The sequence below is a fragment of the Agromyces sp. Leaf222 genome, assembly GCF_001421565.1.
GTDB lineage: Bacteria > Actinomycetota > Actinomycetes > Actinomycetales > Microbacteriaceae > Agromyces.
Map to the genome: position 1 here is coordinate 699,391 of NZ_LMKQ01000001.1, position 26,631 is coordinate 726,021.

Annotated in this window: 28 protein-coding genes; 11 read left to right on the forward strand and 17 right to left on the reverse strand. The window is 64.4% G+C overall.

The window, feature by feature from the left end:
• Nucleotides 1-93: 93 nt before the first annotated feature.
• From ASE68_RS03035 to ASE68_RS03060, 5 genes are all read right to left on the reverse strand, one after another.
• Nucleotides 94-540, reverse strand: a complete 447-nt coding sequence (locus ASE68_RS03035; protein WP_055855049.1) for a DUF6153 family protein — start codon at nucleotides 538-540, stop codon at nucleotides 94-96.
• Between the two features lie 61 nt (nucleotides 541-601).
• Nucleotides 602-910: a metal-sensitive transcriptional regulator gene (locus tag ASE68_RS03040; RefSeq protein WP_055855052.1), complete on the reverse strand. Its 309-nt coding sequence runs from the start codon at nucleotides 908-910 to the stop codon at nucleotides 602-604.
• Between the two features lie 26 nt (nucleotides 911-936).
• Nucleotides 937-3,195, reverse strand: coding sequence for a heavy metal translocating P-type ATPase (locus ASE68_RS03045; protein ID WP_082461924.1), 2,259 nt, complete (start codon nucleotides 3,193-3,195; stop codon nucleotides 937-939).
• Nucleotides 3,196-3,582: 387 nt separating this feature from the next.
• Nucleotides 3,583-3,795 carry a heavy-metal-associated domain-containing protein gene (locus ASE68_RS03055; RefSeq protein ID WP_055855058.1) on the reverse strand — a complete coding sequence of 71 codons (213 nt, stop codon included), beginning with the start codon at nucleotides 3,793-3,795 and terminating at the stop codon, nucleotides 3,583-3,585.
• A gap of 93 nt (nucleotides 3,796-3,888) precedes the next feature.
• Complete coding sequence (locus ASE68_RS03060) at nucleotides 3,889-4,401, reverse strand: hypothetical protein (protein WP_157421514.1); 513 nt, start codon at nucleotides 4,399-4,401, stop codon at nucleotides 3,889-3,891.
• Between ASE68_RS03060 and ASE68_RS03065 the strand changes: the two genes are divergently transcribed.
• Nucleotides 4,393-5,394, forward strand: a complete 1,002-nt coding sequence (locus tag ASE68_RS03065; RefSeq protein ID WP_055860585.1) for an IS481 family transposase — start codon at nucleotides 4,393-4,395, stop codon at nucleotides 5,392-5,394. The genes ASE68_RS03060 and ASE68_RS03065 overlap by 9 nt on opposite strands.
• 116 nt (nucleotides 5,395-5,510) lie before the next feature.
• Here ASE68_RS03065 and ASE68_RS20820 read toward each other — a convergent pair whose 3' ends face one another.
• Entirely contained in the window at nucleotides 5,511-5,633 is a 123-nt protein-coding gene (locus tag ASE68_RS20820) for a hypothetical protein (RefSeq protein ID WP_255353491.1), read from the reverse strand.
• A 64-nt stretch (nucleotides 5,634-5,697) separates the two neighbouring features.
• Here ASE68_RS20820 and ASE68_RS03070 point away from each other — a divergent pair, with 64 nt between their 5' ends.
• Nucleotides 5,698-6,282 (forward strand): TetR/AcrR family transcriptional regulator, encoded by a 585-nt coding sequence (locus tag ASE68_RS03070; RefSeq protein WP_055855062.1) that lies wholly within the window; start codon nucleotides 5,698-5,700, stop codon nucleotides 6,280-6,282.
• Between the two features lie 190 nt (nucleotides 6,283-6,472).
• Entirely contained in the window at nucleotides 6,473-7,903 is a 1,431-nt protein-coding gene (locus ASE68_RS03075) for an MFS transporter (protein WP_055855064.1), read from the forward strand.
• A gap of 64 nt (nucleotides 7,904-7,967) precedes the next feature.
• Here the strand turns inward: ASE68_RS03075 and ASE68_RS03080 are convergent, their stop codons facing one another.
• Nucleotides 7,968-8,396 (reverse strand): hypothetical protein, encoded by a 429-nt coding sequence (locus ASE68_RS03080; RefSeq protein ID WP_157421515.1) that lies wholly within the window; start codon nucleotides 8,394-8,396, stop codon nucleotides 7,968-7,970.
• Nucleotides 8,397-8,555: 159 nt separating this feature from the next.
• On the opposite strand from ASE68_RS03080, the gene ASE68_RS03085 reads away from it, so the two are divergent.
• On the forward strand, nucleotides 8,556-9,008 hold the full coding sequence (locus ASE68_RS03085; protein WP_157421516.1) for a MarR family winged helix-turn-helix transcriptional regulator: 453 nt from the start codon (nucleotides 8,556-8,558) through the stop codon (nucleotides 9,006-9,008).
• Nucleotides 9,009-9,097: 89 nt separating this feature from the next.
• Here the strand turns inward: ASE68_RS03085 and ASE68_RS03090 are convergent, their stop codons facing one another.
• The gene (locus ASE68_RS03090; RefSeq protein ID WP_055855071.1) at nucleotides 9,098-9,661 is read right to left on the reverse strand and encodes a TetR/AcrR family transcriptional regulator; all 564 of its coding nucleotides are present in this window, start codon (nucleotides 9,659-9,661) and stop codon (nucleotides 9,098-9,100) included.
• An 81-nt stretch (nucleotides 9,662-9,742) separates the two neighbouring features.
• Here ASE68_RS03090 and ASE68_RS03095 point away from each other — a divergent pair, with 81 nt between their 5' ends.
• Nucleotides 9,743-11,158, forward strand: a complete 1,416-nt coding sequence (locus ASE68_RS03095; RefSeq protein ID WP_055855072.1) for an MFS transporter — start codon at nucleotides 9,743-9,745, stop codon at nucleotides 11,156-11,158.
• 707 nt (nucleotides 11,159-11,865) lie between these two features.
• A complete protein-coding gene (locus ASE68_RS03100; RefSeq protein WP_147309084.1) occupies nucleotides 11,866-13,191 on the forward strand; it encodes a hypothetical protein in 1,326 nt (441 codons plus the stop codon).
• Here ASE68_RS03100 and ASE68_RS03105 read toward each other — a convergent pair.
• From ASE68_RS03105 to ASE68_RS20085, 6 genes are all read right to left on the reverse strand, one after another.
• On the reverse strand, nucleotides 13,177-13,518 hold the full coding sequence (locus ASE68_RS03105) for a hypothetical protein (RefSeq protein WP_157421517.1): 342 nt from the start codon (nucleotides 13,516-13,518) through the stop codon (nucleotides 13,177-13,179). The genes ASE68_RS03100 and ASE68_RS03105 overlap by 15 nt on opposite strands.
• Nucleotides 13,515-13,847, reverse strand: coding sequence for a hypothetical protein (locus ASE68_RS03110; protein WP_157421518.1), 333 nt, complete (start codon nucleotides 13,845-13,847; stop codon nucleotides 13,515-13,517). The genes ASE68_RS03105 and ASE68_RS03110 overlap by 4 nt, the downstream gene beginning before the upstream one ends.
• 58 nt (nucleotides 13,848-13,905) lie before the next feature.
• On the reverse strand, nucleotides 13,906-14,709 hold the full coding sequence (istB, locus tag ASE68_RS03115; protein WP_055855082.1) for an IS21-like element helper ATPase IstB: 804 nt from the start codon (nucleotides 14,707-14,709) through the stop codon (nucleotides 13,906-13,908).
• Nucleotides 14,709-16,397 carry an IS21 family transposase gene (istA, locus tag ASE68_RS03120; protein WP_055855084.1) on the reverse strand — a complete coding sequence of 563 codons (1,689 nt, stop codon included), beginning with the start codon at nucleotides 16,395-16,397 and terminating at the stop codon, nucleotides 14,709-14,711. Before istA ends, istB begins: the two co-directional genes overlap by 1 nt.
• 269 nt (nucleotides 16,398-16,666) lie before the next feature.
• A complete protein-coding gene (locus ASE68_RS03125) occupies nucleotides 16,667-17,134 on the reverse strand; it encodes a hypothetical protein (RefSeq protein ID WP_055855086.1) in 468 nt (155 codons plus the stop codon).
• A gap of 723 nt (nucleotides 17,135-17,857) precedes the next feature.
• A complete protein-coding gene (locus ASE68_RS20085; protein ID WP_157421519.1) occupies nucleotides 17,858-18,337 on the reverse strand; it encodes a hypothetical protein in 480 nt (159 codons plus the stop codon).
• 466 nt (nucleotides 18,338-18,803) lie between these two features.
• Here ASE68_RS20085 and ASE68_RS03140 point away from each other — a divergent pair, with 466 nt between their 5' ends.
• The 4 genes from ASE68_RS03140 (at nucleotide 18,804) to ASE68_RS20090 (ending at nucleotide 23,412) form a co-directional block, all read left to right on the forward strand.
• Nucleotides 18,804-19,079: a hypothetical protein gene (locus tag ASE68_RS03140; protein ID WP_055855092.1), complete on the forward strand. Its 276-nt coding sequence runs from the start codon at nucleotides 18,804-18,806 to the stop codon at nucleotides 19,077-19,079.
• Nucleotides 19,079-20,872, forward strand: a complete 1,794-nt coding sequence (locus ASE68_RS03145; protein WP_055855094.1) for a hypothetical protein — start codon at nucleotides 19,079-19,081, stop codon at nucleotides 20,870-20,872. Before ASE68_RS03140 ends, ASE68_RS03145 begins: the two co-directional genes overlap by 1 nt.
• On the forward strand, nucleotides 20,869-21,381 hold the full coding sequence (locus tag ASE68_RS03150; protein WP_055855096.1) for a hypothetical protein: 513 nt from the start codon (nucleotides 20,869-20,871) through the stop codon (nucleotides 21,379-21,381). Before ASE68_RS03145 ends, ASE68_RS03150 begins: the two co-directional genes overlap by 4 nt.
• Nucleotides 21,382-22,017: 636 nt before the next feature.
• On the forward strand, nucleotides 22,018-23,412 hold the full coding sequence (locus ASE68_RS20090) for a hypothetical protein (RefSeq protein ID WP_157421520.1): 1,395 nt from the start codon (nucleotides 22,018-22,020) through the stop codon (nucleotides 23,410-23,412).
• Between the two features lie 340 nt (nucleotides 23,413-23,752).
• Here the strand turns inward: ASE68_RS20090 and ASE68_RS20095 are convergent, their stop codons facing one another.
• Entirely contained in the window at nucleotides 23,753-24,031 is a 279-nt protein-coding gene (locus ASE68_RS20095) for a hypothetical protein (protein ID WP_157421521.1), read from the reverse strand.
• Nucleotides 24,032-24,158: 127 nt separating this feature from the next.
• Here ASE68_RS20095 and ASE68_RS03160 point away from each other — a divergent pair, with 127 nt between their 5' ends.
• A complete protein-coding gene (locus ASE68_RS03160; protein ID WP_055855100.1) occupies nucleotides 24,159-24,416 on the forward strand; it encodes a hypothetical protein in 258 nt (85 codons plus the stop codon).
• 260 nt (nucleotides 24,417-24,676) lie between these two features.
• Here ASE68_RS03160 and ASE68_RS03165 read toward each other — a convergent pair whose 3' ends face one another.
• Together ASE68_RS03165 and ASE68_RS20100 are read right to left on the reverse strand one after the other, a co-directional pair.
• Nucleotides 24,677-25,447, reverse strand: coding sequence for a hypothetical protein (locus ASE68_RS03165; protein WP_157421522.1), 771 nt, complete (start codon nucleotides 25,445-25,447; stop codon nucleotides 24,677-24,679).
• Nucleotides 25,440-26,297 (reverse strand): hypothetical protein, encoded by an 858-nt coding sequence (locus ASE68_RS20100; protein ID WP_157421523.1) that lies wholly within the window; start codon nucleotides 26,295-26,297, stop codon nucleotides 25,440-25,442. The genes ASE68_RS03165 and ASE68_RS20100 overlap by 8 nt, the downstream gene beginning before the upstream one ends.
• Between the last annotated feature and the right edge of the window lie 334 nt (nucleotides 26,298-26,631).

Here is a 26,631-nt window from a genome sequence, read left to right on the forward strand (position 1 = left end):
TGTTCGATCAGTCGAAGGTGGGCCGTACGAGCACGAGGCTCGAACGGTGGTGTGGGTGTGATGCGGCCGCGTTGGCGGGCGGCCGCCGCCCTTTCACGTGCGACTGATCGAGAGAGCGATGAGTGATGGGGGGCGCGGTTCAGTTGGTGCCGGTACGAAGCGCCCGAGGAATTGGATCGGGCGCAGCGTCCAAGCTCCTCGGTGGGCCCGGGCTGCGGCGAGGAGCGTCAGGGCGGCGACGAGTAGGGCGAGAAGGCAGGCCATGGCGAGCATCTCGTGGTCCTGTCCGCATGCGGGGCCGCAGGCCGCCGAGTTCGCGGGGTCCTGGTCTGCTGCCCCGTGGCCGCCGGCATGATGGGTTGTGTCTTCAACGGCGGCGACGATGACGGTGTGGTGGTTGAGTGCACTCGTTTGGTTGGCAGTGCCCGAGAGCACGTGCATGGCCAGGAGGCCGATCAGGATGCTTGGGATCGCGAGGGCGATGAGCAGGACGCGTGCTCGTGCATCAGTGCTGGCCATTCGGCGCAGATGCATCAGCATGGTCGTCTCCTCGGGGTTCCCTCAGGCTAACTGGGCTCGTCGCGCGGGGTTGGAGTGGTTCTCAGGATCGCACCAGCCGGGCGATCGCTTCGGAGGCTTCCTTGATCTTCTCGTCGGCTTCGGCGCCGCCCCGGACGGCCGCGTCGACGACGCAGTGCTTGAGGTGGTCGTCCAGGAGGCCGAGTGCGACGGATTCGAGCGCGGAGGTGAGTGCGGAGATCTGAGTCAGGATGTCGATGCAGTACTTTTCCTCATCGACCATCCGGTGGATCCCGCGGGTCTGGCCTTCGATGCGGCGAAGCCGTGCCAGGTACTTGTCCTTGTCGGTGATGTACCCGTGCGACTCATGGGTGTGAGAGGTGTCGGTCATGATGTGCTCATCTCGGTGAGGTGGGGTCAGGCCCGCGCGTGGTCCGGTTCCTTGACGGTTGCTTCTCCGAGTGTGCCTGCCCGGTCGCCGAGGAGCGCCCTGGTGCTGGCCTCGGGTCGGAGGTCGAGTCGGCGCAGGAGTTGCGCGTTCAGGGCGACGATGATGGTCGAGAGGGACATCAGGATCGCTCCGACGGACATGGGCAGGACGAATCCGATGGGTGCGAGCACGCCTGCGGCGAGCGGGACCGAGATGAGGTTGTACCCGGCGGCCCACCAGAGGTTCTGCTTCATCTTGCGGTAGCTCGCCCGGGACAGCTGGATCACCGAGAGGACCGAGCGGGGGTCGTCGCTGGCAAGGATCACCCCGGCCGACGCGATCGCGACGTCGGTGCCGGCACCAATTGCGAGGCCCACATCTGCCTGCGCGAGTGCCGGGGCGTCGTTCACGCCGTCGCCGACCATGGCGACCTTCCGGCCCTCGTCCTGCAGCTCCTTGACCTTTGCGGACTTCTCCTCGGGTCGTACGCCGGCGAAGTACCGGTCGATGCCGAGTTCGGTCGCGACCGAGTGCGCGACCGCGTCAGCGTCGCCGGTGATCATCACCACCTGCACGCCGAGCTCGTGGAGCGCCGCGATGGCTTCACGGGACTCGTCACGGATCGCGTCGGCGAGCTTGAGCGCGCCGATGACTCGACCGTTCTCGAGGACGTGCAGGATGATCGCGCCGTCCTGCCGCCACTGGTCGGCGATCGGCAGCTCTGTGACGTTCTCCTCGGACAGCAGGTGCGGGCCGCCAACGCGAATCTGGGCTGATTCGACCATCGCGGTCACCCCGACGGCGGGCGCGGAATCGAAGTCGGTGGCTCGAGGAATGGTGAGTCCTCGATCGGTTGCGGTCGCGACGATCGCGCGAGCGAGCGGGTGCTCGGAGTCGGCCTCGGCGGCGGCGGCCAGGGCGAGGACCTGGTCGGCGTCCCACCCGTCCACGGTCTCGATGCTGCTGACAGTGGGCTCGCCCTTGGTGAGGGTGCCGGTCTTGTCGAACAGGACGGTGTCCACGGTGCGCATGCTCTCGAGCGCGAGGCGGTCCTTGATCAGCACACCACCACGGGCCGCGCGCTCCGTCGCGATCGAGACGACGAGCGGGATCGCAAGTCCCAAAGCGTGGGGGCAGGCGATCACCAGGACAGTGATGGTCCGGACGACTGCTTCGTCGGGGTTACCGACGACAAGCGTCCAGACGATGGCGGTGAGAACCGCGGCCCCGAGCGCGAACCAGAACAGCGCCGCAGCGGCTTTATCGGCGATCCGCTGGGCACGGGAGGAGGAGTTCTGCGCGTCGGTGACGAGGCGTTGGATGCCAGCGAGTGCGGTGTCGTCGCCGACGGCCGTGACTTCGACGCGGATGCCGGAATCCGTCGCGACGGTCCCAGCGACGACCGGGTCACCTTCGCTGCGGCGGACCGGCTTGGACTCGCCGGTGATCATCGACTCGTCCACGCTCGCCGACCCCGCCACGACTCGGCCATCGGCGGGGACACGGCCGCCGGGGCGCACGACGACGACATCGCCGACACGGAGATCGCCCGGCGACACGGTGACGGTCGTGTCGCCGTCGACGCGTTCGGCCTCGTCGGGCAGGAGCGCGGCGAGGGAGTCCAGCGCCGAGGTGGTCTGCGCGAGGGAGCGCATCTCGACCCAGTGGCCGAGCAGCATGATCACGATCAGCAGCGCGAGCTCCCACCAGAAGTCGAGCTCGTGATCCAGCAGTCCAAGGCTCGCGCCCCAGGATGCGAGGAACGCGACCGTGATCGCGAGCCCGATCAGGAGCATCATGCCGGGCTTGAGCGCCCGGATCTCCGAGACGGCGCCGGTGAGAAATGGTCGCCCGCCCCACACATACATCACGGTTCCGAGGATCGGCGAGATCCACGCGAGCCAGGGCTGGTCGGGCAACTCGTAGCCGAGCACCATGGCGAACATCGGCGAGAACACGATGACCGGGACGGCGAGGATCAGGTTGATCCAGAACAGGCGCCGGAACTGACCGACGTGATCGCCGTGTCCGGAATGCCCGCCATGGCCGGTGTGACCGGTGTGGCCGGCGTGCTCACCGTGACCAGTGTGTTCGGCGTGCGCAGCGGTCGCGGAGTTGTGCCCGACGTGGGCGTCGTGCATGTCATGCCCGTGGGTCTGCTCATGCCCTCCGTGCGCGTGCGTGCCGGCGTCGTGAGGAGGCGCCGCAGCGGCTGGGTCACGATGGTGCTGGTGCTGGTCGTTCATGGTTCGACCTTCTCTCAGAAGCGAGTGGGCGTCGAGGGGATGCCGCCGGCTACGCGGCGATGTAGGCAGCCGGGTCTGCGTCGAACTTCGGTCCGCAGCCGGCGCAGCAGAGCCAGTACCGGACGCCGTCGACGTCACGGTACAGCCCCGCCGCCTCAGCGGTGGACTTCAGCACGGTGCTGCCCTTCATGACCGGGCATTCCGCGAGGTCTTCCGGGGCGGACTGGCTCAGCAGATCGGTGGCGTGAGCGGGCTTGGCCGCGGGGTGTGATGCACCGGGGACGCTGCAGCAGCTGTCGTTCATGTCCGTGGTCCTTTCATGGTCGGGCGCTTGCCCGAGTAGCAAGTCGAGGGTGGCGCGAGGCCCTACCGGGTGTCGTGTTCCTGTTAGGCCCGGACTGCCTGGTAGCCGGCTTCCTGGACTGCCGCGAGCACTGCCGCGTCTTCGATCGGCTCACCACTATCCGAAACGACAAGACGTCCCGTCGCGGCCGACACGTCGACCCCGGACACGCCCAGCACCTGCTGCACTTCTTCGCGCACCGACGCCTCGCAGTGCCCGCACGTCATGCCGGTCACGGTGTACTCAACGGTTGCCATCACACTCTCCAAATCTGATACCACTGGGGGGTATACGTCACCAACGATATACCCCCCGGGCGTATTCCTCAACGCGCGAGACCGGGCGGAAGACTAGCGGGCGGTGGCTTGGTTCTCGCGACGGATGGCTCGATTCGCCCACGGCGTCATGCCGCGGGGCTTGACTACGGAAAGCACGGTCGCCAGGGCAAGTACGACGAGTGCGGCCGCGGAATCCACCACGAGCTGCGTGCGAAGCGCGTCGAAATGCCGGCCGCCGTCGCGCGCAGCTTCGGCTGCGGCGCCGACAGCGCCGGTGTGCAGTAGCAGTATCACGGTCGCGCCCACGGTGAGCAGGAGCTTCGCGCCGATCCAGTAGTAACGAAGAAGCCCCCAGGGCGTTCCGATCGCCTGCGCGATCCCGGAGATCAAGGACAGCCCAGCTATGGGCACGATGAGCACCCAGACCAAAATGTCCAGCGCCGCATAGATACCAATCAAGGCTTCCCGATCGGCTAGCTGTAGTTCCCCGGCAGGTTGTGAACATCTGAGATAGGCGAAGACCTCCGCGGCAGGATGTGGGTTACCACACTCACCATCCGAACCACGGAGGTCTTCGTGACTCACGCTAACGCGCCTTTGACGCCGGAAGGGCGTCGTCGTCTGGCTGTTCTCATCGTCGACAAGCGATGGTCGCTGCGTCGCGCCGCGGAACGCTTCCAGTGCTCGCCCGCGACCGCGAAACTATGGGCTGATCGGTACCGTGCCGGACTGCCACTGACGGATCGCAGCTCTCGACCCCATCGCACCCCGAATCGGTTGCCCCGACGGACGGAGCGTCGGATCATCGCGCTGCGATTCACGCGCCGGTGGGGTCCGCACCGGATCGCGTATCACCTGCGGTTGCACCGCTCCACGGTCGGCCGCGTTCTGGTCCGGCACCAGGTACCACTGCTGGCACACCTCGATCAATCGACGGGCCTACCAGTGCGTAGGCCGAAGCCGGTGCGTTACGAGGTCTCGCGACCCGGGCAGCTCGTGCACGTGGACATCAAGAAGCAGGGACGGATCCCGGATGGTGGCGGGTGGCGGATGCACGGACGCGGATCCGCGCAAGACCGCACGGCCGGCACCGCCCGCATCCGCGCGAAACGTGCCGGAGCGGCAGGCTCACGCGGATACCGGTACCTGCATCACGCGGTCGATGACTATTCACGGATCGCGTACTCCGAGATCCTCGACAACGAACGCAAGGAGACCGCCGCCGGCTTCTGGACCCGCGCGAACCTGTTCTTCGCCAGCATCGGCGTGACCGTGACTGCGGTGATGACTGACAACGGCGCCTGCTATCGCTCACACGTCTTCGCGGATGCCCTCGGCGAGAGCGTCACGCACAGACGAACCAAGGCGTATCGGCCGCAGACCAACGGGAAGGTCGAGCGTTTCAACCGCACCCTCGCGACCGAGTGGGCCTATGCCGCCGTCTACGACAGCGAGCAAGCTCGAGCAGCCACCTACCAAGACTGGATCCATCACTACAATCACCACCGACCCCACACCGGCATCGGCGGCCTGACACCCTCAGCCCGCGTTCACAACCTCACGGGGAACTACAGCTAGCAGGCGGCCGGCAATGGCGATCGCGAGAAACGCGGCCACGGCCCCAAACCAGCCGACCGATACTAGGACGTGCAGCGTCAGGAACGTCTTGCGGGTCTTTGCGCCGAAGAGCGGCATCAGTGCATTCCGGCCATGCCGAAGCCGGCCAGGTGAAGCACCACGAAGCCCAGCACGAGCAGGGCCACGGCTGCGGCGCTTACGGTAACCCACCTCGGCGGGCGGTTTCCATCTTCGGTCATGGCTCGATTAAGGCATGCCGCCGTTTGGGAGTCAAACTGTATTGAAAAAGGTAGGATCTGGTACATGCCCAAGCTGTGGAGCGCGACGATCCAAGAGCACCGGTCCGCGGTGCTGGACGCGATCCTCGACGCGACTGGGCACCTGGTGCATCGGCACGGGATGACCAGCCTCACGATGACAGCTCTCGCCGAGGAGGCCGGCGTCGGCCGGGCCACGCTCTACAAGTACGTTCCGGACACCGCCGCCGCGATCGCGGCATGGCAGCAGCGCGAGATGGGCCGACATCTCTCACGACTTCGGGAGATCGCAGCGCAGAGTCCGACCGAGGTCCGCCTCGAGAACATGCTCGAAGCGTACGCACGGCTCCGCTACCACCGCCACGGCGCCGGTGCCGGCGAAGACCTGCATAGTCCCATCCGCCTTGCACCGGCCGAGTCGGAGCTGCGCGAGCTCTTCGCTGCCGTCATCGCGACCGAGGTCGAGGCCCGCCGGGCTCGCGCCGACGTGCCCCCCGATCAGCTGGCCGCCTACGTCGTGGCCGCTATCGGGGCTGTCGGCAATGTGCCCGACATGGTTGCGGCCCGACGCATCGTCGCCCTCGTGACGAATACGGTCCGAGACACCAGCACTGCTGCTCGCGCCGTCTAGCAACTCGTCTCCTTGGCGAGGACCCGGCGGTTCACGGCCCCATTTCGCCCCATTGCGGGCTGGTTCCACCGCAGCTGCCACTGCGCGAGGTCGACGGCCCTTCTCTCAAGAAGTTGCGCAGCTTGGGAATACCCACCGGGGGTATACGGTAATACCCCCACAGGGTATCTACTGGAAGAGAGAACCGATCATGTCATCACGCACAACTCCAGCCAAGCGGCGGTGGCTCGGGCTCGCGCTCATCGCCGCGGCCCAGTTCGTCGTCATCATGGACACATCCATCATCGGCGTGGCCCTGCCTGACATACAGGCAGAACTCGGGTTCACGCCCGAGTCGCTGTCGTGGGTGTTCAACGCCTACGTCGTCGCGTTCGGGGGGCTCCTGCTGTTAGGCGGCCGGCTCTCTGACCTGCTCGGCGCCCGCAAGGTCTTCGTCAGCGGTTGGGTGATCCTTGCGCTTGGATCCGTGCTGGCCGGCGCGGCCAGCAACGTCGCACTCGAGATCGCCGGACGCGCCGTTCAAGGTGCCGGAGCTGCCCTGATCGCGCCAGCCGCCCTCAGCCTGCTCATGGCGCTCTTCGGCGGCACGAACGAGTTGCCTCGAGCGTTCGCCGTCTACGGTGCGGCTGCCCCGATCGGCGGCACCGCGGGCGTGTTCCTCGGCGGCGTGCTCACCGAGTACGCCAGCTGGCCATGGGTGTTCTACATCACCATCCCGATCGCCGCGCTCGTCATCCTTCTCACGCCGCGGGCCCTGCCCCGCGTCGCGGGGCAGCACGGCTCAGTCGACATCCTCGGAGCGATCACCGGCACCGGCGGCCTCGCGGCCATCGTGTACGGCGTCGTTCGCGCACCAGAAGTCGGTTGGGCGACGACTGAGACCCTCATCGCCCTCGTTGGCGGGGCCGTGCTCCTTGGGTTGTTCTTCATCGTGCAGGCACGCTCCCGCCAGCCGCTGTTGCGTCTGGGCATCTTCCGCGCCCCACAGCTCGGGGCAGCGAACATCGCCCAACTCCTGCTGGGCGCGGCATGGATCCCGATGTGGTTCTTCCTGAACCTCTACCTACAGCAAGTCCTCGGCGCGGGCGCCTTCGCCGCAGGCGCCGCCCTACTGCCGATGACGGTCCTCATCGTGCTGGGCATGACACTGGTCGCACCCCGGCTCCTGGCGAGATTCGGCGCCAAGCCACTCATCGTCGCCGGGTTCGCTTTCCTCGCAATAGGTCTCGTCTGGCTCGCGTTCGCGCGACCCGACGGCACCTACGCCACCGACGTACTGCCAGCTTCTCTGCTAGCGGCGTTCGGCATGGCTCTGGCCTTCGTGCCCTCACTCGGCACAGCCATCGGTGCTGCCCGACCCGAGGAGACCGGCGTCGCGTCAGGGCTTGTGAACACCAGCTACCAGATCGGCTCCGCTGTAGGACTCGCGGCCCTCACCGCACTGAGTTCGATGGTCGCAGCCGGTGGCACCGGCGCCGAAGACCTCACCGCCGGCTACTCGGCCGCATTCATCGGTGCGGCCGTCGTCGCGGCCCTCGGAGGCGTCATCGCCACCGCCACACTCCGCGGCCAACGGCGGGGAATCGCCACGGACGCCGAACCGGAAATGGTCGACGCCTAACACAGAGAAAGGCGAAAAAGGGGAGCGCGGGAACCGAAACCCGCGCTCCCCTTCGTCCTTAGGATCAAGCCGCCGCCAACACCACGCGACGATGAGCCGTTATCTGCGACGCCACGAAGGCAGCGGCGAATCCGAGCATGACCATGCTGGCCAGAGCTTCCACCACGCCGGTGGCCTCGTAGAACGCCGCGCTTGTGCTCGCGGACCCAAGGGAGTAGAAGGTGGCGACGACCTCGGCTTCGCCACCGGGAAGGAACGTCAGGTTCTCCAAACCGAGTGCCTTGAGGAGATGATCAAGCACACCGTCCACAACACCGAACCAGACGAAGATCAGGGCGACCAGCGCAGCGAACACGACTGAGGCCACGAGGCTCCTACGAGCCCGTGCCACGACAAGCAGGACCACCGGAAGCGCGACCAGGATGACACCCGGGACGATCAGCTCCGGTCCCAGGCGGAAGATGTGGTGCACAGCCACGGCGACGGTGGTCACGGTCGTGCTCACCAAAGTGGGCCACCAAAACCGGGGGACGGGCGACGTCATGCGATTCTCATCTCTCTCAGCGGGCAAACAGTTGCGCGTTACAACTGTTAGTAGTTGCGACCATAGTCGCTATAGTTGCAACACACAACTGACGGCGGGAGACTCGCGTTGACATCGGATCTACTCCACGAACTCGAGGAGGGCCTCCGCCAGCTCGTGCGCTTCGGATCGGTCCTCGACGGTGCTGGACTGCAAGCAGGCATCACCGCTTCCATGTCGGAGTCTCTGACCTTGCGGCGGTTACTGCAGGCTCCGGCCAGCCAGAACGAGCTCGGCGAGCATCTCGGCTTGGAGAAGAGCACGGTCAGCAGGTTGGTGGACACACTTCATCGAAAGGGCTGGGTGACGAGGTCGGCGGACCCCTCGAACGGGCGGGTTCGAATCATCGCGCTGAGCGAGAACGGGCTCGAGGTCGCGACACAGATCGACCAAGCAATTCATCGCGCACACCTACGCATGGTCGAGCAGCTCTCCGAAGACGAGCGAATCGCAGTGGCGGTTGCCCTCCCAGCATTGGTTCGGGCGATGTCCGCCACGGCGGCCATGGCGCAGCAGGCGTAGCCCCACGCCAGGCCGACGATTCCGGCTAGCGCCTGGGACCTCGGGGCGCCCAGGGCTCATTGTGAACTTCCGCGGTTTCGACGGTTCGATCACTCGGTGCCGGGATTGCGTAATGCGGGCAAGATCGTCGCCACGATCGCTCTGGCGGCGTCGGTGGGGTCTAAGCGACCTGCGGCGATCTCCTCGGTCGCTCCGTGAATGATGCTGTGCACGACCCCGGCAAGCCAAGTTTCGGAGAGATCGTTTCTGAATGCGCCCTCGGCCTGCCCTCGTCGTATGAGTTCGGTAACCCGTAGGCGAGGGCGATGGTGCTCTTCGCGGATCTGGCCGGGTGGAAGCTCGGCCTGTGCGGCAAGAAGCAGCGCCCGATTGCGGTCGACGATCAGCCAGCTCGATTCGATCAAGCGAGTGAGGGCTTGCGACGGGTCGCCGGAGAGGTCGATCTTCGCGAGGTGTTCCTCCCCGTCGATCATGGCCTTGGCAAACGCAGCCTCAACCAAGGCCTCCCGCGTGGAGAAATGGCCATATAGCGTCATCCGACCCATGCCGGCCGCGCGAGCGATGCCTGCCACGCTGGCGTCAGGGTCCTGAGTCAGGGCGTCGATCGCGGCCTCTAGCAACCGTTCGCGGTTGCGTACGGCATCAGCGCGCATCGCATGCCCGCATCTTGTCGTACACCGCTGTACGGGTTATAGTCTCCATACTCCATCATACGTGTACGAGATAGGGAGCTCATGTTTTCCCAACCAACCACCACAAGGAATCCGCGCCGTTGGCAACTGCTGTGGTTGCTCGCGGTCGCGCAATTCATGCTCATCCTTGATGTCACTGTGGTGGCGCTTGCGCTGCCACACATGCAGGCGGATCTCGGGCTCAGCAGGCAGGAGGTGACCTGGGTGGTCGCCGGCTACACGGTGATGTTCGGTGGCCTGCTGCTCTTGGGCGGGCGCATCGCCGATCTGGTGGGCAGTCGCACGATCGTGATGCTGGGACTTTCGATCTTTGTAATCGCCTCCCTGGCCACAGGGCTCGCTGAGGGATCGACGATCGTGATCATCGGCAGACTCGGCCAAGGCCTGGGCGCGGCGTTGCTCTCACCCGCAGCACTGTCGATGCTGCCCAAGCTGTTCGAAGGCGCGGAGCTCGGTAAGGCACTCGGTATCTGGTCCGGCGTCGGTGGTGCGGGCTCGGCAATCGGGGTCCTGCTTGGTGGCGTTCTGACCGCTGGGCCGGGCTGGCCATGGGTCTTCTTCCTGAACGTGCCCGTTGGGCTCATCCTGCTCATCATGCTGGCGAGACTGCTGCCGAGGCTGCCTCGCGGACCACGGACCGGGTTGGACGTGTTGGGAGCTTTGCTCGTCACGCTCGCCACCGGCGCAGCAGTGTACGGCGTGGTGATGGCTGGCGAAACCGGATGGCTCTCACCAGAGCTCTGGATCTCGCTGCTGATCGCTGTGGTCCTCTACGCCCTGTTCGCACTCCGTCTCAAGATGGCCCGGTCGCCGCTGATTCGGCCCGGGCTCCTCAGGCAACGTCCGGTCGCAGCCGGCATGTTCGTCATCTGGGCCGCAGCCGCCCTGATGATCGCCGTGTTCTTCCTCGGCTCCTTCCTACTTCAAGAACACGCCGGATACGGACCCCTGGTGACAGGCCTGCTCTTCCTGCCCGTCGCAGTCGGTGCCATCATCGGCGCCCAACTCGCCGGCCGGCTCGTAGCGACGATGGGACTGCGCAGACTCGCTGGAAGCGCCTTCGGGCTGAGCGCCGCCGGACTGGCCGTCCCCTACTTCACCAACGAGACCATCGCGCTCGTGACCGCACTCGCAATCGGCGCCGTGGGCCTCGGAGGTCTCTTCGTCGTCTCCTCAATCTCCGCGTTCAGCAGTGTCGCCCCCGAGGAAGCGGGAGTCACATCCGGCGCACTCAGCACCTTCCACGAGCTCGGTGCCGCGATCGGCGTGTCAGCGGCATCCAGCATCGCAGCGACAAGCCTCACCGGATCCGGGATAGGGGGCATCGCCACCGCGTTCGGCATTGCTGCCCTAGTCGCCCTCGCAGCCGCGATCATCGCCACAGCAGCACTACCAGGACGGGCTCCGCGCGCAGAACGGACCGACCACAACGCCGACCATGCTGACGTTGCGACCTAAACCCTCCGGCGATACCGAGGATTGATCCTGACGCCGCGGTCTCGAATTGCTGGCTATGTCAATCACTTCGGACCCACCGTGGCAACGTAGCCAGACCCACCGATGGCGCATCGGCGACACCGAACCCGTAAGTCAGCGTGTGGATGGGAGCGACGAGCGGACGGGGTTTTCGCAGCGCTAATCGTCACTCTTGGTGCCCGGCCACCGATCCGTCCAGGGAGCTCCGCTGGCGACGCTCATAGCTCGGCGAACAATGTACGCTTCGGCCGGCGGGTGGATCGGGCAGACTCGTGAGCGTTGTGATGGTCCTCTATGGCAGGCGGTAGTTGTGACATCCAGGACTACGACGTGAGGGCGTCTCACCCTGCATAAGCGCCCGGCTTAGTGATCTCGGCGAGGTGGGCTGGGGCGACCGGCGCATCCGCAGTAGGGCGACGCGGACGGATATCTCGATCATGCGTTGGCTGGCTCGATAAGCGCCTGGCCGACCTTGAATGGGCCGCACCGTGTAGACCTCGAGCTGCTCGGCGAGTGGGAGTGCGGCTTTCACGGCCTCGTCGACCATGGCGTGGCCAATACGGAAACTGGATTCCCACCAAGTCTGCTCCGGGGAATTGCCACTGAAGACAATTGACCTTGCCAATCCCGAGTTGGGACCATGCGGATGGCCCGGCCACGAGGACAGGCTGGAAAGAGAAGAGGAACCCTTGAGAACGAGAAGTCAGAAGAAAACCGGAGTCGCGACAGCAGCTTGCATCACGCTCCTGGCTCTGGCGATCGCGGTACCCGCAACCGCACAAGCCGCGCCCGCAGATCCCGATCCCACCGCGGCGGCGACAGTCCTGCGTCCGGTCGACAAGCCGCGCGATGGCAAACCGCTCCCCGAGACCGGCGGCATCCCGTCGGATGTGCGGCAGAAGATTCAGCAACTCGTCGAGGGACCCGATGGTGTACACATCAACGATCTCGTCTGGGATCGCGAGACCAGAACTCTCGAGGTCCACGTCCTCGAGGGCGAGGCGGCCGAGGTCGAGGACGACGTACGAGCCGCCGTCGGTGACAGCTTCCGTTTCGTCCAGGATGCCTACGACGTAGACCGCCTCGAGGCGGAGGCGTTCGAGCTCGCGAAATCCGCAGTGGCGGCCGGCGTCCCGGTCGTCTCTGTCCGCACCACGCAAGACAATAGCGGCCTCCTGGTGTCCGTCGCCGATCCGTCGACGACGGCCGACCAGACCACGACCCAGAAGCTGGCCTCGTTGGCAGAGGACACCGGCATTCCCCTCGCTGTCGAAACGACGACAGACGAACCGGAGACCACCAGCGGTTGGCGCTGGGCCGACCAGTCACCGTTCTACGGTGGCTCGCGAATCTACAAGCCCGGCGCTGGGGCATGTACGTCTGCGTTCCCGGTGGTCGCGCCCGTGACCGGCGGGTACCAGACCGCGATGCTCACAGCCGATCACTGTGGTGCTATCGGCGACGTCTGGCGGTCCGGTCAAGCGGGTGCCGACAATTGGGCTTTGGGCACCATGACCGACGGGAACTCCGGCGGCTCGGACTTCAAGCGAATCGCCCTTGCGAATGGTGCCGGCATTCAGGGGCGCGTGTACACGGGGGCAGAGTACAGCAGCACCTCCCTCCCAGTGAAGGCACGCTCCTACCCCGTCACCGGCGACGTCATCTGCCCGAGTGGTGCATACTCCGGACTGAATTGTCTCGCAGAAGTCCAGTCCACCGGAGATGTGCTTTGCTTCGTCGCCGATGGCGGTCTCTGCTACAACAACCTCGTCACCGTGCACTCGACCAGCGACACCCCGCTCTTCGGCATGGGTGACAGTGGCGGCCCCGTCGTCGCAGGCTGGAACGGTGGCGTGGTCGGGTTTGGCGTTATCACGGGCGTCAACACCGGCGGAAACAACGTGAAAACCTGTGTCGGGGTGCAGGGCGCACGCGAGTGCTCCGTCGTCGGGTACATCGCTAATATCAAGGCATTCTTCGACAACAACCCCACCTGGAACCTACTCGGGGGCTGACCACCAACTGCTGGCGGCGCGGTCAACCTCGCCGCGCCGTCGGCGCGTCAGGCGCGGAGTGGGCACCCCCGCCGCCAGCGCGACCACGACTCCCGCACTGAACCAGAGCAACAGGGCGCCCGCGATCAACGTTGAACCGAGCGTGTTCTGGTAGCCCTCGTCGCCGAGAAAGAAGTGGTCCGAGCAGCGGATTCCTTCGGGCTGTTCGCATGCCATAACCAACACGTTGTCGTTCGTGAGCGCGATGATCGCGAATACCGCCGCTGTGCTGCCCACGAGAGCGAGCGCCAGGGCTCCGACCAGGGCCACTATGCGGTGAGCGTTCATGCGGCGAACTGTAACGGGCCGGCCCAGATCACCTGAACGTGCGGCTGCTCGCCCCTGACGGGCCAGTAGAAGAAGCAGTAGTCCTCGCCTAAGTGCACGCCGATGAACTTACCGTACACAGCTTGGGTGCTGATGTACCGCGACCCGGGGACGACGCGGTCGCGGGGCGGGACATCAAAGACCGCCAGGCCGGTCGACTCGGCCGCACCCTCGGAAATGACGCGTCCACCGATGATGAGCAGAACAACCGCCGAAGCGACGGCAAGACTTACCAAGACTCGTCGGCGCATCGGCACTGAGCCCGCGCCAGCGCGGCGAGTTGATCCCATGTCACCAGTATCTCCGCGGCCACTCGCGGTCATGCAAGTATTCGCGGACCTTGTCGGTTTAGGTGCTGGTTGCGAGTTGTTGTTTGGTGTGGGCGAGTCGGTAGGAGTCGGTGCCGGTCTCGATGATGGTGGCGTTGAAGGTGAGGCGGTCGACGATCGCGGCGCACAACCTGGGGTCGGTGAAGGTGCGGCCCCAGTCGCCGAAGGATTGGTTGGACGCGATCGCGACAGAGTTCTTCTCTTCGCGTTCGGTGAGGACTTGGAAGAGGAGCTCGGCTCCTTGTCGGTCCAGTTCCATGTAGCCGAGCTCGTCGATCATGAGGAGATCGACGCGGCCGTAGCGGGCGATGGTGCGTGCCAGAGTCTTCTCGTCGGCGGCTTCGACGAGTTCGTTCACGAGCCTGGTCGCGAGGGTGTACTTCACCCGGAATCCTTTCTCCGCGGCCGCGGTGCCCAATCCGATGAGGAGGTGGCTCTTTCCCGTTCCGGAGTCCCCGATCAGGCAGAGGGGTTGGCCCTTCTGAACCCATTGGCCGGTGGCGAGGGTGTTGACGGTGGCGGGGTTGATGTTCGGGTTCGCGTCGTAATCGAAGTCACCTAACCACTTGTCGCGGGGGAATCCGGCTGCTTTGACTCGGCGGACCGAGGAACGCCGGTCGCGGTCATCGCATTCGGCGAGCAGCAGCTCGGCGAGGAACCCGTGATAGGAGAGCTGTTCCTTCTGCGCGATTCCGACGGCTTGATCGACGAGGGCGCGGATGGTTGGCAGGCGTAGACGTCTGCAGGCCTGATCGACTGCGGCGGTCGCGGCTTGCTCGGTCATCCCGCGCCGTCGGCGCAGGGTCGGTGCGGCCATGCTCATCAGGCAGTCTCCTCGGTGGCAGTGGCAGTGGCAGTGGCAGTGGTGCGTCGGGTGAGCAGTTCGTCGTATTTCGCTGTGGACGGCATCGGTCTGGTGTCAGGAGGCAAGCCTGCGATCACCGCAGCCGGATCGGCCAGGCGACGTTGAGTGATACTTACGACCCGGGACCGGCTCGATTGCCCGTCGTGTTGCTCGTGCTCTGAACCGTGAGCGACGAGATCACGGTTCGACTCGGACCCACCGGCGGCGTGGCGTCTGGCTTCGACCGCGACGACGTCTGCGGTCACCGCACCTACCCGCAGCGCAGCTTGTAGTCCCGCGATCACGTGGACGGCGTCCATCGTGCGGTGCAGGAGGAGCACGTCGATGAGTTCCCGTGTCGCCGCGGCATCCCCGTCGGTTCGTCGTGCTGCAGCCCAGAACGCTTCATGCGTCGTCGTGAACGTGCCAGCCGAGCGGGCCTGTGCCAACGCGGTCGAGCCCGGCAATGCGCCAGGCTTCGTCTTCAACACTTCCAGGTAGTGATCCAGATCCACGGACTGGCCGTGCAGTTGGGTGACGCGCGGGTGCCGGGCGATCTCGGTTCGGCCATCGAACACGACCACCTCTGATGCCCGCAACGACACCCGCACCGGCCGGTTGATGAACCGGACAGGGACGGAGTATGACGCCATCCGGACCCGGATCAGGCTCGACCGATCAACCCGCGGCGTCAACGTCAATCCGGGATCGAACCGCTCCGCCGGGAGTGCTGCGAGCAACGATCGCTCGAGGGTGAAGTCCTCACCGACCGTGCGGATCCGGTTATCGACCCGGCGCGCTTCGTCGGCGATATCCCAGCCGCGAACCTTCTCATTCAGTTCCGCGAGCGTGTCAACGACAGGCATCGGTGACAGGCGATTCCGGCGAAACCGCCCCACCTCACCCTCAACGCCGCCCTTCTCGTGCGCACCCTCGATTCCGGGCTGGCAGTAGAACGCATCGAACCCGTAATGCGAGCGGAACAGCACCCACCGTGGATTCTCTGTCCGTCGCCGCCCCGTGCCGTAGATCACGGTCGTCACAGCCGAAGTCAGGTTGTCGTACTTGATGTGCCGGACAGGCACCCCGCCGATGTCGTCGAACGCGTCGATATGGCCCTCGAGGAACGCTTCCTGCCCCTGCGTGGAATAGACCCGGTGAATCGCCTTACCCGAGTACGAGAGACGGAACGTGAACATGTGGCATTTCGTCTTCACTCCGGCCAAGACCACCCAGACCTCACCGAAGTCGACCTCGGCTTCTGCCGCGGGGGCATGTAGTTGGGGGACGAAGGCCTCGAGTTGGCGGCCGGCCACCGCGTCGATCTCGGGTCGGCGGCGACGAACGTAGTTGCGGACCGTGGAGTACGACAGCTCGGTCGCACCGTGCTCTTCAATGAGCCTTGCGAACACCCGACGGGCGGTATGTCGCTGTTTCCTCGGCGCCGTCGTATCCTCAACCAGCATCGCGTCGATCGCGGGCTTGAACTTGTCCAACCGTGGTGCCGGCCGGACCTTCGGTACTGCCTCTGGTGGTGCCGCCTGCATCAACGCCAACCGCACTGTTGGACGGCCCACCGCATGGCGTCGAGCGAGCTCCCGGATCGAGAGCCCCTCCACCCGCGCATCACGCCGGATCGCCGCGAAGACATCCACCCGAGACCTCATCCCGAACCTCCACCTTGAGCAACCGAAACATCAATTGCCCTAACCGTGGAGGTGGGTCCAGCAACGCTACCCGCGACACTCCGAACGCGGTGAGGTGGGTCTGGCTACATTGCCCCGGTGGGTCCCACCAACGCTGCCATAGTCAAATTGCAGTGCACCGGGGTTGCACCCTCTGAGCGCTTCACGGTAGCAAAGCTGCCTGGGTCGACGGTGCAGTCCGGGCCCGCTGGGGGATCGCTCACCGGGCTGCCTGCCGCGTGCAGGATCGGTCACACCTCTTGGGATCGGTGCTGGGCACGAGCTCGGCTGAGGGCCAACGGCAGCAATCCCCACAGCACGAGCAACGGGCTCACAGCGGCGAGGGGGCTGATGCCGCCAGCACCACGGGACATCGATTCGCTTCCGATGAGGATCCAGACGGACGCGGCGACCGCGGACAGTCCGGCGCTGAAGATGATCGCGGCGGGCGTTGCGTCGGGGCTGGTGATGGCCGACGTTGCAAGAGCGCTGCAAACCGCGCTGATCACGATCGCGCCGAGCGCGACGACCCAGCCGGGCATGGTCGATATGACGTCGTCGCCGCTCCAACGGGTCGGAAGATCGAGCGCGAGCAGCTCCGACCAAGTCACGGTGAACACGATCGCGATCGCCGGTGGCACCCAGCAGAGCGCGATCGCGAGCGTTGTCGAAACGCGCGAGCGCCGAGCGGCGAGACGTACCTCGTTCATCTCGTCCACGCTATGGCAATCCACGCCACGCCCACGGTGTTCCGTCGCGCCCGTAGTCGATCCACAAGTGACCTCGCCACCCAATGAGCGCCGCGCATTGAACGTCCGTGCAATATGGTCCACCGTTGTTGTCGTATCCGAATCGTTGCAGCTCGAACCGCCGACGGCATTGCCTGCCCAAGTAGGTTCAGCATCGTGAAGGCAGTCAAGCGAGGCGCGACTGGGTGCGTCGTGACCGCACTGGTGGTGGCGTTGACAGGGTGCGTACCCTCTGCGACTGGGTACGCAGGCCTGTATCTCGACGATTCGGGCGACATGCACGGAGTTGTGCGCGCATGTCGCTCGGCTCCCACCGCGTTCTCCGGCCGACAGGTCACCGAAGCTGCGGCGCCACTTGGCTCCTGGGATCTTCCGGAACCAGATGGTGGGACGACAAGTGCGCGCATCGGAAGCCAGACCGAGCTCGTCGGCCTCATGGACGGACGCTCCGCGAGCTTTGCTGCGTCAACGCCGGGTAAGGCGGACAGCACCCTCACGTTGTGGATCTCCGCGGACGAGGTCGCGGAAATGCAGCCCGGGCAAGTGACGTACTCGACGATGCAAGATGGCTCCGCGAGCTTTCCAACCAGCTACGAGAAGTTCGAGAGGCTATCGTGCGATCCGTTTGAGTAGAGGCGTGCGCAAGACGTCGGCTCGATGAGCGATCCCCTGTGGGGGCCGCTGCGCTTCCGCTTAGGAGCCGCGGATCATCTCGACCAATTCATCAGGGTTGGCTTCCGGCGGGAGCGCAATCACGGCGGTGTCGCCCTGCATCGGTTCGACCACTGTGACGGCCGAGAGCACCTCATCGCCTGCCTTGATCACCAGGCGTGCGGTGCTTGCAGATTCGGCTGCCGCAGCGGTCAGCTTCTCGAAGACGGCTGCTCCGTCCTTGTCGAACTTCACATCAACCGCATTTGTATTGCCATCCGAAACAGCTTCTGCCGTTTCGACGCCAGCATGAACGAAGTCCGATTCGAGGATCATCACGTACTCGCCATTCACCGAAACGCACTCTGGTGCGGATCCCGAAGCACAGGTCTGCGAGACGGCCATCTCGATGCCACCCCCGCCCGCCGGCTTGCCCTCACTTGGACCGTCGCCTGCGGAGCATCCACTCATCGCCACGATGACAAGCCCGACGGCTGACAACTTCCAGACCAGAGAACCCATCGACGCTCCTCCTCGAGCCCCTATCCAGAGCGATCTCGCTCAGAAACACAACGCTACCTTTCGACCACGCCGAGACCCGTGTCGCAGAGCGGGATCCGGTTGCGGGCGCTCGATCGCCGACTGAACCGGCTGGGTGCGGCGCTCACAACTGGTCCGCCCCGCGGTCAGTGGAAGATCACAGCGACCTTGCATGTCCGGCAGTATGGAATGCCCGCGAGCCCCGGCGTGCACCGGGTGCCGCAGTTCGGACAGTCTGGCTCAGTCGCGAGGAGAACGTCTTCAGCCATGGTGAGGAGCCTACGCGGACGAGTTGCCAGCAATCGTCCGCTGTGGTGCCGGCTGTGAACCCACGGATCGCACGAACATCAGCTCAAGCGACCCGCGTTGCGCGACTGTGCACAGGTGCGCTCCAGTTCCCTTTGCCGCCAATAGGATTTAGCCCACGTGCGCAGAACTTAGGGGAGTGATGGCGGACCTCACGATCGAGCGGTCATCGCTTCAGCAACTCTCCGCTGATCTCCAACGGTCCGCCGACCTCCTCGCATACCGACGCGATCTCGTTCATGTCGATTCCCGCGTTCTTGGGTCTGCGCTGGTCGAATCGGCGCTCGTCGAGACCGTGTCGTTGCTCGAGGCCCGCCGATCCGTCGTTGAACGGATGCTGAGCGAGCTGGTGGCTCATCCGACGAAGGTCGTCGACGATTTCGATGATCTTGACGCCGTGCTCGCGGGCGGTGCGTAATGGCGTGGTCCTGGCAGGATCCTGGTGCGGGCTCGCCGGCGGGTATCCATGAGATCGCCGGCGCGAGATCCGATGCGGCGAGCGATGCACGCGAATCGCGTCGTCGCGTCTCTGCGGCGGAGGATGTCGGCGATGAGGTGTGGGCTGGTGCGGCGAAGGCCGCCTTCGTGTCGAGGGCTTCCGCGGTTGTGCCTGAGCTGACGTTGTTGGCGGACGGGCTCCGCGAGCAGGGCAAGGTGCTGGCGCAGTATGCCAACGACCTGGAGGCGCTGCGTACGAATCAGGCAGCGATCGAGCGTGACCGGTGGGGCAACGAGGCCGAGCTGGAAGGTCTCCAGACCGAACTCTCGATGGCGTCCTCCGACGAGTCGTTGATGCTGAAGGACCCGGTGCTCTACGCCGGCTGGGAGCGCAACCGCGACGACGTGCAATGGCGAATCTCGCAGGCAGAACAGCGCCAGGCCGAACTCTCTGCTCGATGGAGCCGGCTCGTTAGTGAGCGCGAGGACCTGGATCAACGCACGGTCGCGGCGCTGCAGTCGGCCGAGGTCCTCGGCTCGCTCTGGGGCTTTGGCGGCACGGGACAGGCGCCGGCCGGCCGCGCGCTGCTCGAACGGCTGTCCGACCTCTCGGCTACCGATCTTGCCGTCCTCTTTCAAGCTCATCCGGAACTCCTCGAACAGCACGAGACAGTAGACCCAGCCACGGTCGCGGAATGGTGGGGAGCACTCGACGACGGTCAGCGCACAGCATTGCTCGTGAGCGGTGCCGCGCTGTTGGGCGCGCTGAACGGGCTGCCGGCCCTGGTGCGTGTGGCGGCCAACCGGCGGAACGCGGTGACCCTACTCGCACAATCGAAGGAACGTCTCCACTCACTTGAAACGCGTCGTGAGATCCGTGGTCGAGTGCCGCACGGGGGACGAAACGAGGAACGTCTCATCCTCGAGAAAGAGATCGCCTACCTGAAGCAGGTGGTGGCAGGCAACGTGCAGTTGTACCTCTACGACCGCGACGCGTCCCGCGTCATCGAGATGGTCGGTACCCCGACCACCGAAACGACGAGAGTCGTGACCTACGTGCCGGGCACCTTCACGAGCCTCTTCGACTTCTACAAGGGCGGGGTCCAGCAAATCTCCGCGTACCTGAACGGCAAGGACTCGAGCACCGTGGCGTTCGTCTACAAGGACGGCGTCTTCCCCGGCGAGAACCAGACCTCCGGCGACATGAACCTGCTTCGCATCGGAGAGGCCAACGACCAAGGCCTCGGCAGCCAGTCAGGAAAGACTCTCGCCTCTTTCGAACAAAGCATGCGATTCGACCCGATGCTCGGCGGTCGGGAGCAAATCGCCATCGGCCACAGTTGGGGACTCGCGAACATCACTTCATCCGAAGTGGCCGGCGCCCACTACGACAAAGTCGTCTCGCTCTCCGGAGCGGGCATGCCTCCAGGATGGGAACGAGACCCGAGCACCCAGTACTCCGATTTCTCCTATCGGGATCTGCTCCAAACGGCACAGCATCTCGGCGTCGTCTGGGAAGGCAGCAACCCACGCGAAGACCCCGCCTTCGAGCATGGCGGTTACTATCGAGGCCCTGACGATGAGATCCTCGACGGGATTGCGCTCGACCCAACGGCTAGCGTGCTGGACAACAGCGCGCACGTCCTCAACGCAACGAACGCCGCCCCGTACGAAGTGCTTCTCAACAACCACAACCTCGTCGCGACGGGGCTTGAACAAAGTAGCGACAACGCCAGAATGCTCCGTGACCTCGAACTGTGGTTGAACAAATGACCTCCAGACTTAGCCCGGCGTTGCTCGCCATCGCCCTACTCATTCCGTTGGCAACGCTCGCTGGATGCGCAACCACTCAACCTGAGGTGGACGAATCGATGACATGGCAAGAGGCCAAGAAGTCCGCGCAGCAAACAGAGAATGAGATCGTCGCCCTCATCCCAAGCGACCAGATCGTCACCACCACACAGGGCGCAACCGGAACGCTGCTGAGTTGTGACGACACGCAGTACCAATGGACCGGGCGAACCACCGTAAAGCTCGCCCCGGGCGCGGACGTCGAGCCCCTCGTCACCACCATCGCCGAGCACTACGACGAGAACGGCGACCTCACGCCAGAACAGTACGCCGACATCAACGGGGACCTGACAGTTCAGCTGATCGCCCACGACGGCAAAGAGAACTACCTCGTCGGCGCCGGAACGAAGAGCGCTGAAGAACTCGAAGTGACATCGTTCTCTGCATGCTTCGTCCTGCCGGACGACGTTTACCCTGGCGGCGAGTTCTGAGGGTCAACCCCACGACGCGCGGCCAGAGGTCCGAGCCGCGAGCGAGGCCAGTTCGTTTCATGCGTGAGCGGGCTGCCACGTCGAACGCTGTCCGGAGACTTCCTAGCGGCGGAGCCAAAAGAGGGGAGTCTTCGTTGGGTTGTTGCCTGGGTTCCCGTCGTCCGCTGTTCGCGTCACCAGGAGGACGCGATCAACGGCGTTGTCGAATTGAACTCGGAGCGTTCTTGCGCCATTAGGCTCCATGCTCCACCTATGGGCGACCAGCTGAAACGGAGCAACCATCACCTGCATGATGGCTTCCCCTTGAGTTGCGAGCGTTGCTGGGTTCTCTCGCGGCTTGCTGTCGAGCATCTCGACGATCCACGGGGTCAGTCCCTCACCGACTGACTGAAGCCGGATGAATTCACGCAGACTGAGAGGCGGGTGGCGGGCTTAAAGTTCGCGTCGCATCCGAATCGTGTCCTGGTGCATAGAAGCCGTCGCCGATGGCCAGTTGTATCGGGCGAACGGGTCGTGGCTGTCCAGCGCACGCGCCGCACTAGGACAAAGTATTGGTACGCATCGGCTCGGGCGGATCTGACATGTCTAGTCCGCGTGCCTGATCGCTACGTTGGACGGTAAAAACGGGAGGCACTCTTGGCCGCGGTCTATCTGTGGGACGCGAATGATCGGCTCGAAGAGAGTCGCGAACGCGATCGTGACTACGTTACCGAGATCGTCAACACGCACCACGTGCCAACTCATGGCGCCGTCCTAGTCGGAATCGTGACCAATGAAAACGGGGGACGGGCTGTTGAGGCGCTTGGTATCGTCAAGTCGGCGACTCATGTCGCACAGGGAAGACGACGCATTCGAGTCGAACCGCTTTTGTTCGTAGAGGCGATTGACGTAGATGGCCTCCTGGCCAAGCTCGACCTGCGGGTCGCCGGACGGGTTACACGAGCCGGTTGGCCCGCGGAATTGCGCCCCACAAAGCTTCCGCCGACCGCTGCCAGCGGCATTCTTGCAGGACTTGCGGAGAATCCAGATATTCGCTCGTGGCTCGAGTCGTTGGCGGTCGAGGCACCGGCAGATTCATCACGACTGCAGGAGGTTCAGGAGTCACGCGATGCGATCGGTCTGGCCATCGAGATCGCTGACATTCCTGGTCTCGACAAGTCAGTCTTCTCACGCCCCACGAAGAGTCTCGTGCCGAACGATGTGATCGCGTCGGTGGTTAAGAACGCCCACCTTGCGGACAACGAGGAGGACCTGATTCCCGAGGAGCTTCGGCGATTCGAGAAAGGCACCATCACGCAGATGGTGGCGGGACACGTCGCCAGGTTCCAAGGGCGGGGCTACGAGCTCCTGGTCTTCAACGTAAACAAAAAGCCGCTCGAGGTGGCTCTTGGAGTGGACCTCGTGTACTGGGACACCGTCAACAACGTCTTCACGTTAGTTCAATACAAACGCCTCGAAGCCGAAGAGAGCCCCGGCCGGGCCAAGGAATGGGTATACAAGAATGAGGGCGAGATTCGGCGGCAGCTCAAACTAATGGTGACCCCGACAGGCGAGGCGGTGAACGCATCTGACTGGAGGATGACCTCGCCGTACTGGTTCAAGTTCGTGCGCCGCGACGCCGCTCGATTCTATGACGCGAGGCTCCTCAAAGGAATCTATGTCCCGGCCGACTACCTCCGTCTCGCGATCGACGACGACAGCCTGCGTACCGGACCAAAGAACGGGTTCCGCATCACCTACGACAACGTCAAGCGCATTACCCGCGCAACGTTCTCCGAACTCATCCGTAGAGGGCTAATCGGAACCCGAGAAGCACAGTCGGCTGACCTCGCACGCATTATCGACGACCTTGGTGCTTCTGGCCGAAGCGCAATTGTCGCGGTAAAGGCCAAGTGGCAGGAATCAGATGAAACCGAAATCGTCCAGAACCTTGGCGACATTCTCGACTCAACTCGATCCCGCGATGGTGCGGCCGGCCCTCTGACCTTCGAAGAGCTCCTGGGCGAAGAAAGCAACGATTCTCGGCGTTGACGGGTGGGCTTCACGGCTGGTCAGGATCGGCGTCGAACGGCGTTGGCGTACACCCACACGTATTGATCGCCGTCGCCGTTGGGCTCCTGGTACTTCACGAGGACCGCTCCGTGTGACCATGCGATCGCCTCACCCTCGACGGTGCGCGGTTCCTCGAAGCTGACTCGGTATCTGACTGTCGCGATGACAGGGACTGGGTCAGGTGCGTCCTTACGTGGGCCAGTGGATCTGATCTCTGTAGTCGTCAGCGAAACGGGAGTGCCACGTTTGGCGCGCTCGAGGGCGATGCGGTCGCGGTTCTCGTCGGCGAGGTCGGGGTATCTTCGGTTGCCTCCCACGGCTATTCGAAGATCCGCTCTGCTACCCAGCCGGTGGGGTTGAGGCGGAGGTCGAAAACCAGCAGGTCATCATTTTCAGACCGGCCCGTTGCGCGCCATCCGAGCGAGAGCACGACGTCTGCCGGTGGATGTGAGATGCCGCTCGGCCATTCCGGTTCGCGGGGGAGCGGGGTTGGTGTGTCGATAACGCGGTAGCGGGTGCCTTTGTAGACCAGTCGCGTCGGTAAATCAGACGCGTCCAGCCAGACGGCGACGGGCTCCGCATCGCGTGCCAGGAGCATGATGGCTCTCCCAATATTCGAACGTGTGTTCGAAGGATACGCCTGGTGCCTCGTCGAGCCAAGTCGCAGTCGCTGCGGTTGCCGACTGCGCATCTCATCACGTCGTGCGGCTACGGACACATGGAACGTGGACCAGGGCGTCAGGTCACTGATCAGGCGACACGTTTGGTTCACCCGGGAGTTGCGTGTCAACGCTGAGCGTCTGATCCGGCGGGAGTCTCAGGAGCTTCGCGAATTCGTCGGCTGGGATTCCTTCCGATCCCGCTCGTTGAGCGTCGCGCATGCTTGCGATGAGGAGCGAGATCACGTCACCGACGTCAGCCCCGAGCTCGGCTGCCCGTTCTGCAAGCCAACGAGCATCATTATCTGGCAGATCGATCTCTAGATCCGGCATCGCCCGCCTTTTGATCGACCACGGCGCCTGGCCGCCTCGAGTGTCAGGGCTCGGAAGACGGGAGTGGATCGCACCCAGAGGAGCGCGCTTGGAGGCTGTTCGCAACGGTACATCGTTGGGCCTTCCCGCGGCGCGAGCTTCACCTTGTGGTCGCCATCGGAGTCCAGCTGGCTTTCGAGATGATCATCGGTCTGGAGCCGGAGGGAGTCGATCCACCACATCGTTCAGGCGCGCTCTCATCCCAGAGTCTGTCAACGGACCAGAGCCTCACGAAGGGCTCGCATGACGGGCATCTCCCGAAGCCAAGCTGTCGCGGACTGGCCGGCGGCACGGGGGTAGCCGAACTTGTCGGCCTTCTCTAGCAAGGTCGGGGCGGCTCGGTGGATTTGGGAGGTTGCAGTGAGTATGTCTGCCATCGTGAACGTCGGATCTGCGATCTTGCGGATGCGACCGAATATGTCGACCCAGTAGGTCGTCTGGGTAAAGATGCCAGGAACGAGATAGCCAGGGAGAAAGGCGTCCTGGACGAAGCGATCCTCGTAGGTCCAAAGGCCTCGGCGGTGGGCCCGAATGAATCGTTGATGGAGCTCGCCGGCGGTGACGTCTGCCGCGATTGCTTCGCTCACGAGGAGAGTGTCATCGAGGCCGGCAAGGAACGCGTCGAGGCGGACGCCGCCCCACCAATCGTGGCGTGTGCCTTCCTCGAAGTCCGGGTCGAACTGCGCCCAGAAGATCTCCTCGATCTTCGTCGTCTTGCGAGTGGTCAATGGCGCGTTCTCGTCACGACGGAAGAACACCACTCCGTCGTGGCCGAGCTTGAGGCTGGCGATGACGCACGTGATTTCTGTGCCGTCCGCGTGGAGGGAGCGGCGTTCGAGATATCGGGTGAAGACAGCGGGCTGTCGGCGCATCATCGTACGCTCCGCGGCGACCGTGAACTGGTAGCTGCTGCCGCTCTCGGTGCGAACCGTCCAGACGCCCTCCCGCTCGACATCCACCTCGATGAGGTATTCGTCAGTCATCATCATCATTCGTTCTTCGGATGTGGCGAATGCACGTCGTCGCAGCCCAGTAGTAGTCGATGAGGAAGTCGTCCGCGTACAGGGTGATGAACCCGTGCTCGCCGAGCCGGAATGACTGGAATGTGCGGATGCGCTCCCCGAGCCCTGGAAATGGATTGGCCCGTGGCCCAGGGACACGCGTCCAGAGCCCTCGATCAAGATCGATGATGTGCGTGGAGTGAGCCGTCAAGACCTCCCATCGACCGTCGGACACGTCGTCGAGGTCGATCACTGGCGATGGAAGCTCGCGTGTGCGGCCATCAGCCTCGACCGTCACCACGTCGAGAGTTTCAGGGTCAAGTATCGCGACGCTCGGAGTCGAGCCGTAGGCCGGGCCGAGGCGCACTGTTCGAGTGATGTATCCGGCCTCGCCGACTTCGTACCCGATCGCGTCTGCGACGAGTGCATCGCCCCTGGAGATTGTTAGCCGAGGGGTACTGAGTGTCATTGACTGAGTCGGTGCGCCATCAGGTGACATACCGGCGATGAACAGCACGTCCAGCGATCTACTCGAGACGGACGAGGTCTTCTGTGACGGGCTCGCGTCGGCGGGGCCGGTCACTGCGTGGTCAAGGTCTTCCTTGTGAGGAGCGGATCCGGCCACACCAAAGGTGCGACCGCTTGAGAATCGACTGCTGAATCCTGTGGACAGGTAGCCGATCGTGTCCGGTACGGCCCAGCGGACTCCTTCGGGGTCGGCGGGGAACTCGTCAGAGGCCGTGGTCCCTTGCGCAGAATCGGCATCCCGGGGCTCACTGATGATGAGCAACCTTGAGTGCAGAGCCTGAAGTTGTCGTGCGGTCGCGGCCATGCTCGCGCCGGCGGGCGGGAACCCGCCAGCGACTTGCCCCACGAGTACGAGGTTTCGTGCGTCGTGGTCTGCGAGCAGCTTTGTGGTCCGCAGGAGATCCGCGGAACTCTTGACGTACCCGATCAACCCAACAGGTCCATCGAAGTGCAACATCTCATTGCCACCCCCCTAATAGTGCGCAATATAATACGCAGTTAGCTTGCCCGCAAGGGTGCCGGGTCGTCGAATCGCTCTTGTCCGCCGAGTGTGGTTGATAAAGTTATCGCCGCTCCGAGCGCGGCGATAAAGTTATCGCCGATCGATTCACGGAGTCCTGTTCGCGACGCTGGCGAAT

Excerpts from the sequence above, each read along its gene's own strand:
- ASE68_RS03035 (WP_055855049.1), bottom strand. The coding sequence starts at position 540 with ATGCTGATGCATCTGCGCCGAATGGCCAGCACTGATGCACGAGCACGC.
- ASE68_RS03040 (WP_055855052.1), bottom strand. The coding sequence starts at position 910 with ATGACCGACACCTCTCACACCCATGAGTCGCACGGGTACATCACCGAC.
- ASE68_RS03045 (WP_082461924.1), bottom strand. The coding sequence starts at position 3,195 with ATGAACGACCAGCACCAGCACCATCGTGACCCAGCCGCTGCGGCGCCT.
- ASE68_RS03055 (WP_055855058.1), bottom strand. The coding sequence starts at position 3,795 with ATGGCAACCGTTGAGTACACCGTGACCGGCATGACGTGCGGGCACTGC.
- ASE68_RS20820 (WP_255353491.1), bottom strand. The coding sequence starts at position 5,633 with ATGACCGAAGATGGAAACCGCCCGCCGAGGTGGGTTACCGTAAGCGCC.
- ASE68_RS03070 (WP_055855062.1), top strand. The coding sequence starts at position 5,698 with ATGCCCAAGCTGTGGAGCGCGACGATCCAAGAGCACCGGTCCGCGGTG.
- ASE68_RS03075 (WP_055855064.1), top strand. The coding sequence starts at position 6,473 with ATGTCATCACGCACAACTCCAGCCAAGCGGCGGTGGCTCGGGCTCGCG.
- ASE68_RS03090 (WP_055855071.1), bottom strand. The coding sequence starts at position 9,661 with ATGCGCGCTGATGCCGTACGCAACCGCGAACGGTTGCTAGAGGCCGCG.
- ASE68_RS03095 (WP_055855072.1), top strand. The coding sequence starts at position 9,743 with ATGTTTTCCCAACCAACCACCACAAGGAATCCGCGCCGTTGGCAACTG.
- ASE68_RS03105 (WP_157421517.1), bottom strand. The coding sequence starts at position 13,518 with ATGAACGCTCACCGCATAGTGGCCCTGGTCGGAGCCCTGGCGCTCGCT.
- ASE68_RS03110 (WP_157421518.1), bottom strand. The coding sequence starts at position 13,847 with ATGGGATCAACTCGCCGCGCTGGCGCGGGCTCAGTGCCGATGCGCCGA.
- istB (WP_055855082.1), bottom strand. The coding sequence starts at position 14,709 with ATGAGCATGGCCGCACCGACCCTGCGCCGACGGCGCGGGATGACCGAG.
- istA (WP_055855084.1), bottom strand. The coding sequence starts at position 16,397 with ATGAGGTCTCGGGTGGATGTCTTCGCGGCGATCCGGCGTGATGCGCGG.
- ASE68_RS20085 (WP_157421519.1), bottom strand. The coding sequence starts at position 18,337 with ATGGGTTCTCTGGTCTGGAAGTTGTCAGCCGTCGGGCTTGTCATCGTG.
- ASE68_RS03140 (WP_055855092.1), top strand. The coding sequence starts at position 18,804 with ATGGCGGACCTCACGATCGAGCGGTCATCGCTTCAGCAACTCTCCGCT.
- ASE68_RS03145 (WP_055855094.1), top strand. The coding sequence starts at position 19,079 with ATGGCGTGGTCCTGGCAGGATCCTGGTGCGGGCTCGCCGGCGGGTATC.
- ASE68_RS03150 (WP_055855096.1), top strand. The coding sequence starts at position 20,869 with ATGACCTCCAGACTTAGCCCGGCGTTGCTCGCCATCGCCCTACTCATT.
- ASE68_RS20095 (WP_157421521.1), bottom strand. The coding sequence starts at position 24,031 with ATGCTCCTGGCACGCGATGCGGAGCCCGTCGCCGTCTGGCTGGACGCG.
- ASE68_RS03165 (WP_157421522.1), bottom strand. The coding sequence starts at position 25,447 with ATGACTGACGAATACCTCATCGAGGTGGATGTCGAGCGGGAGGGCGTC.
- ASE68_RS20100 (WP_157421523.1), bottom strand. The coding sequence starts at position 26,297 with ATGGCCGCGACCGCACGACAACTTCAGGCTCTGCACTCAAGGTTGCTC.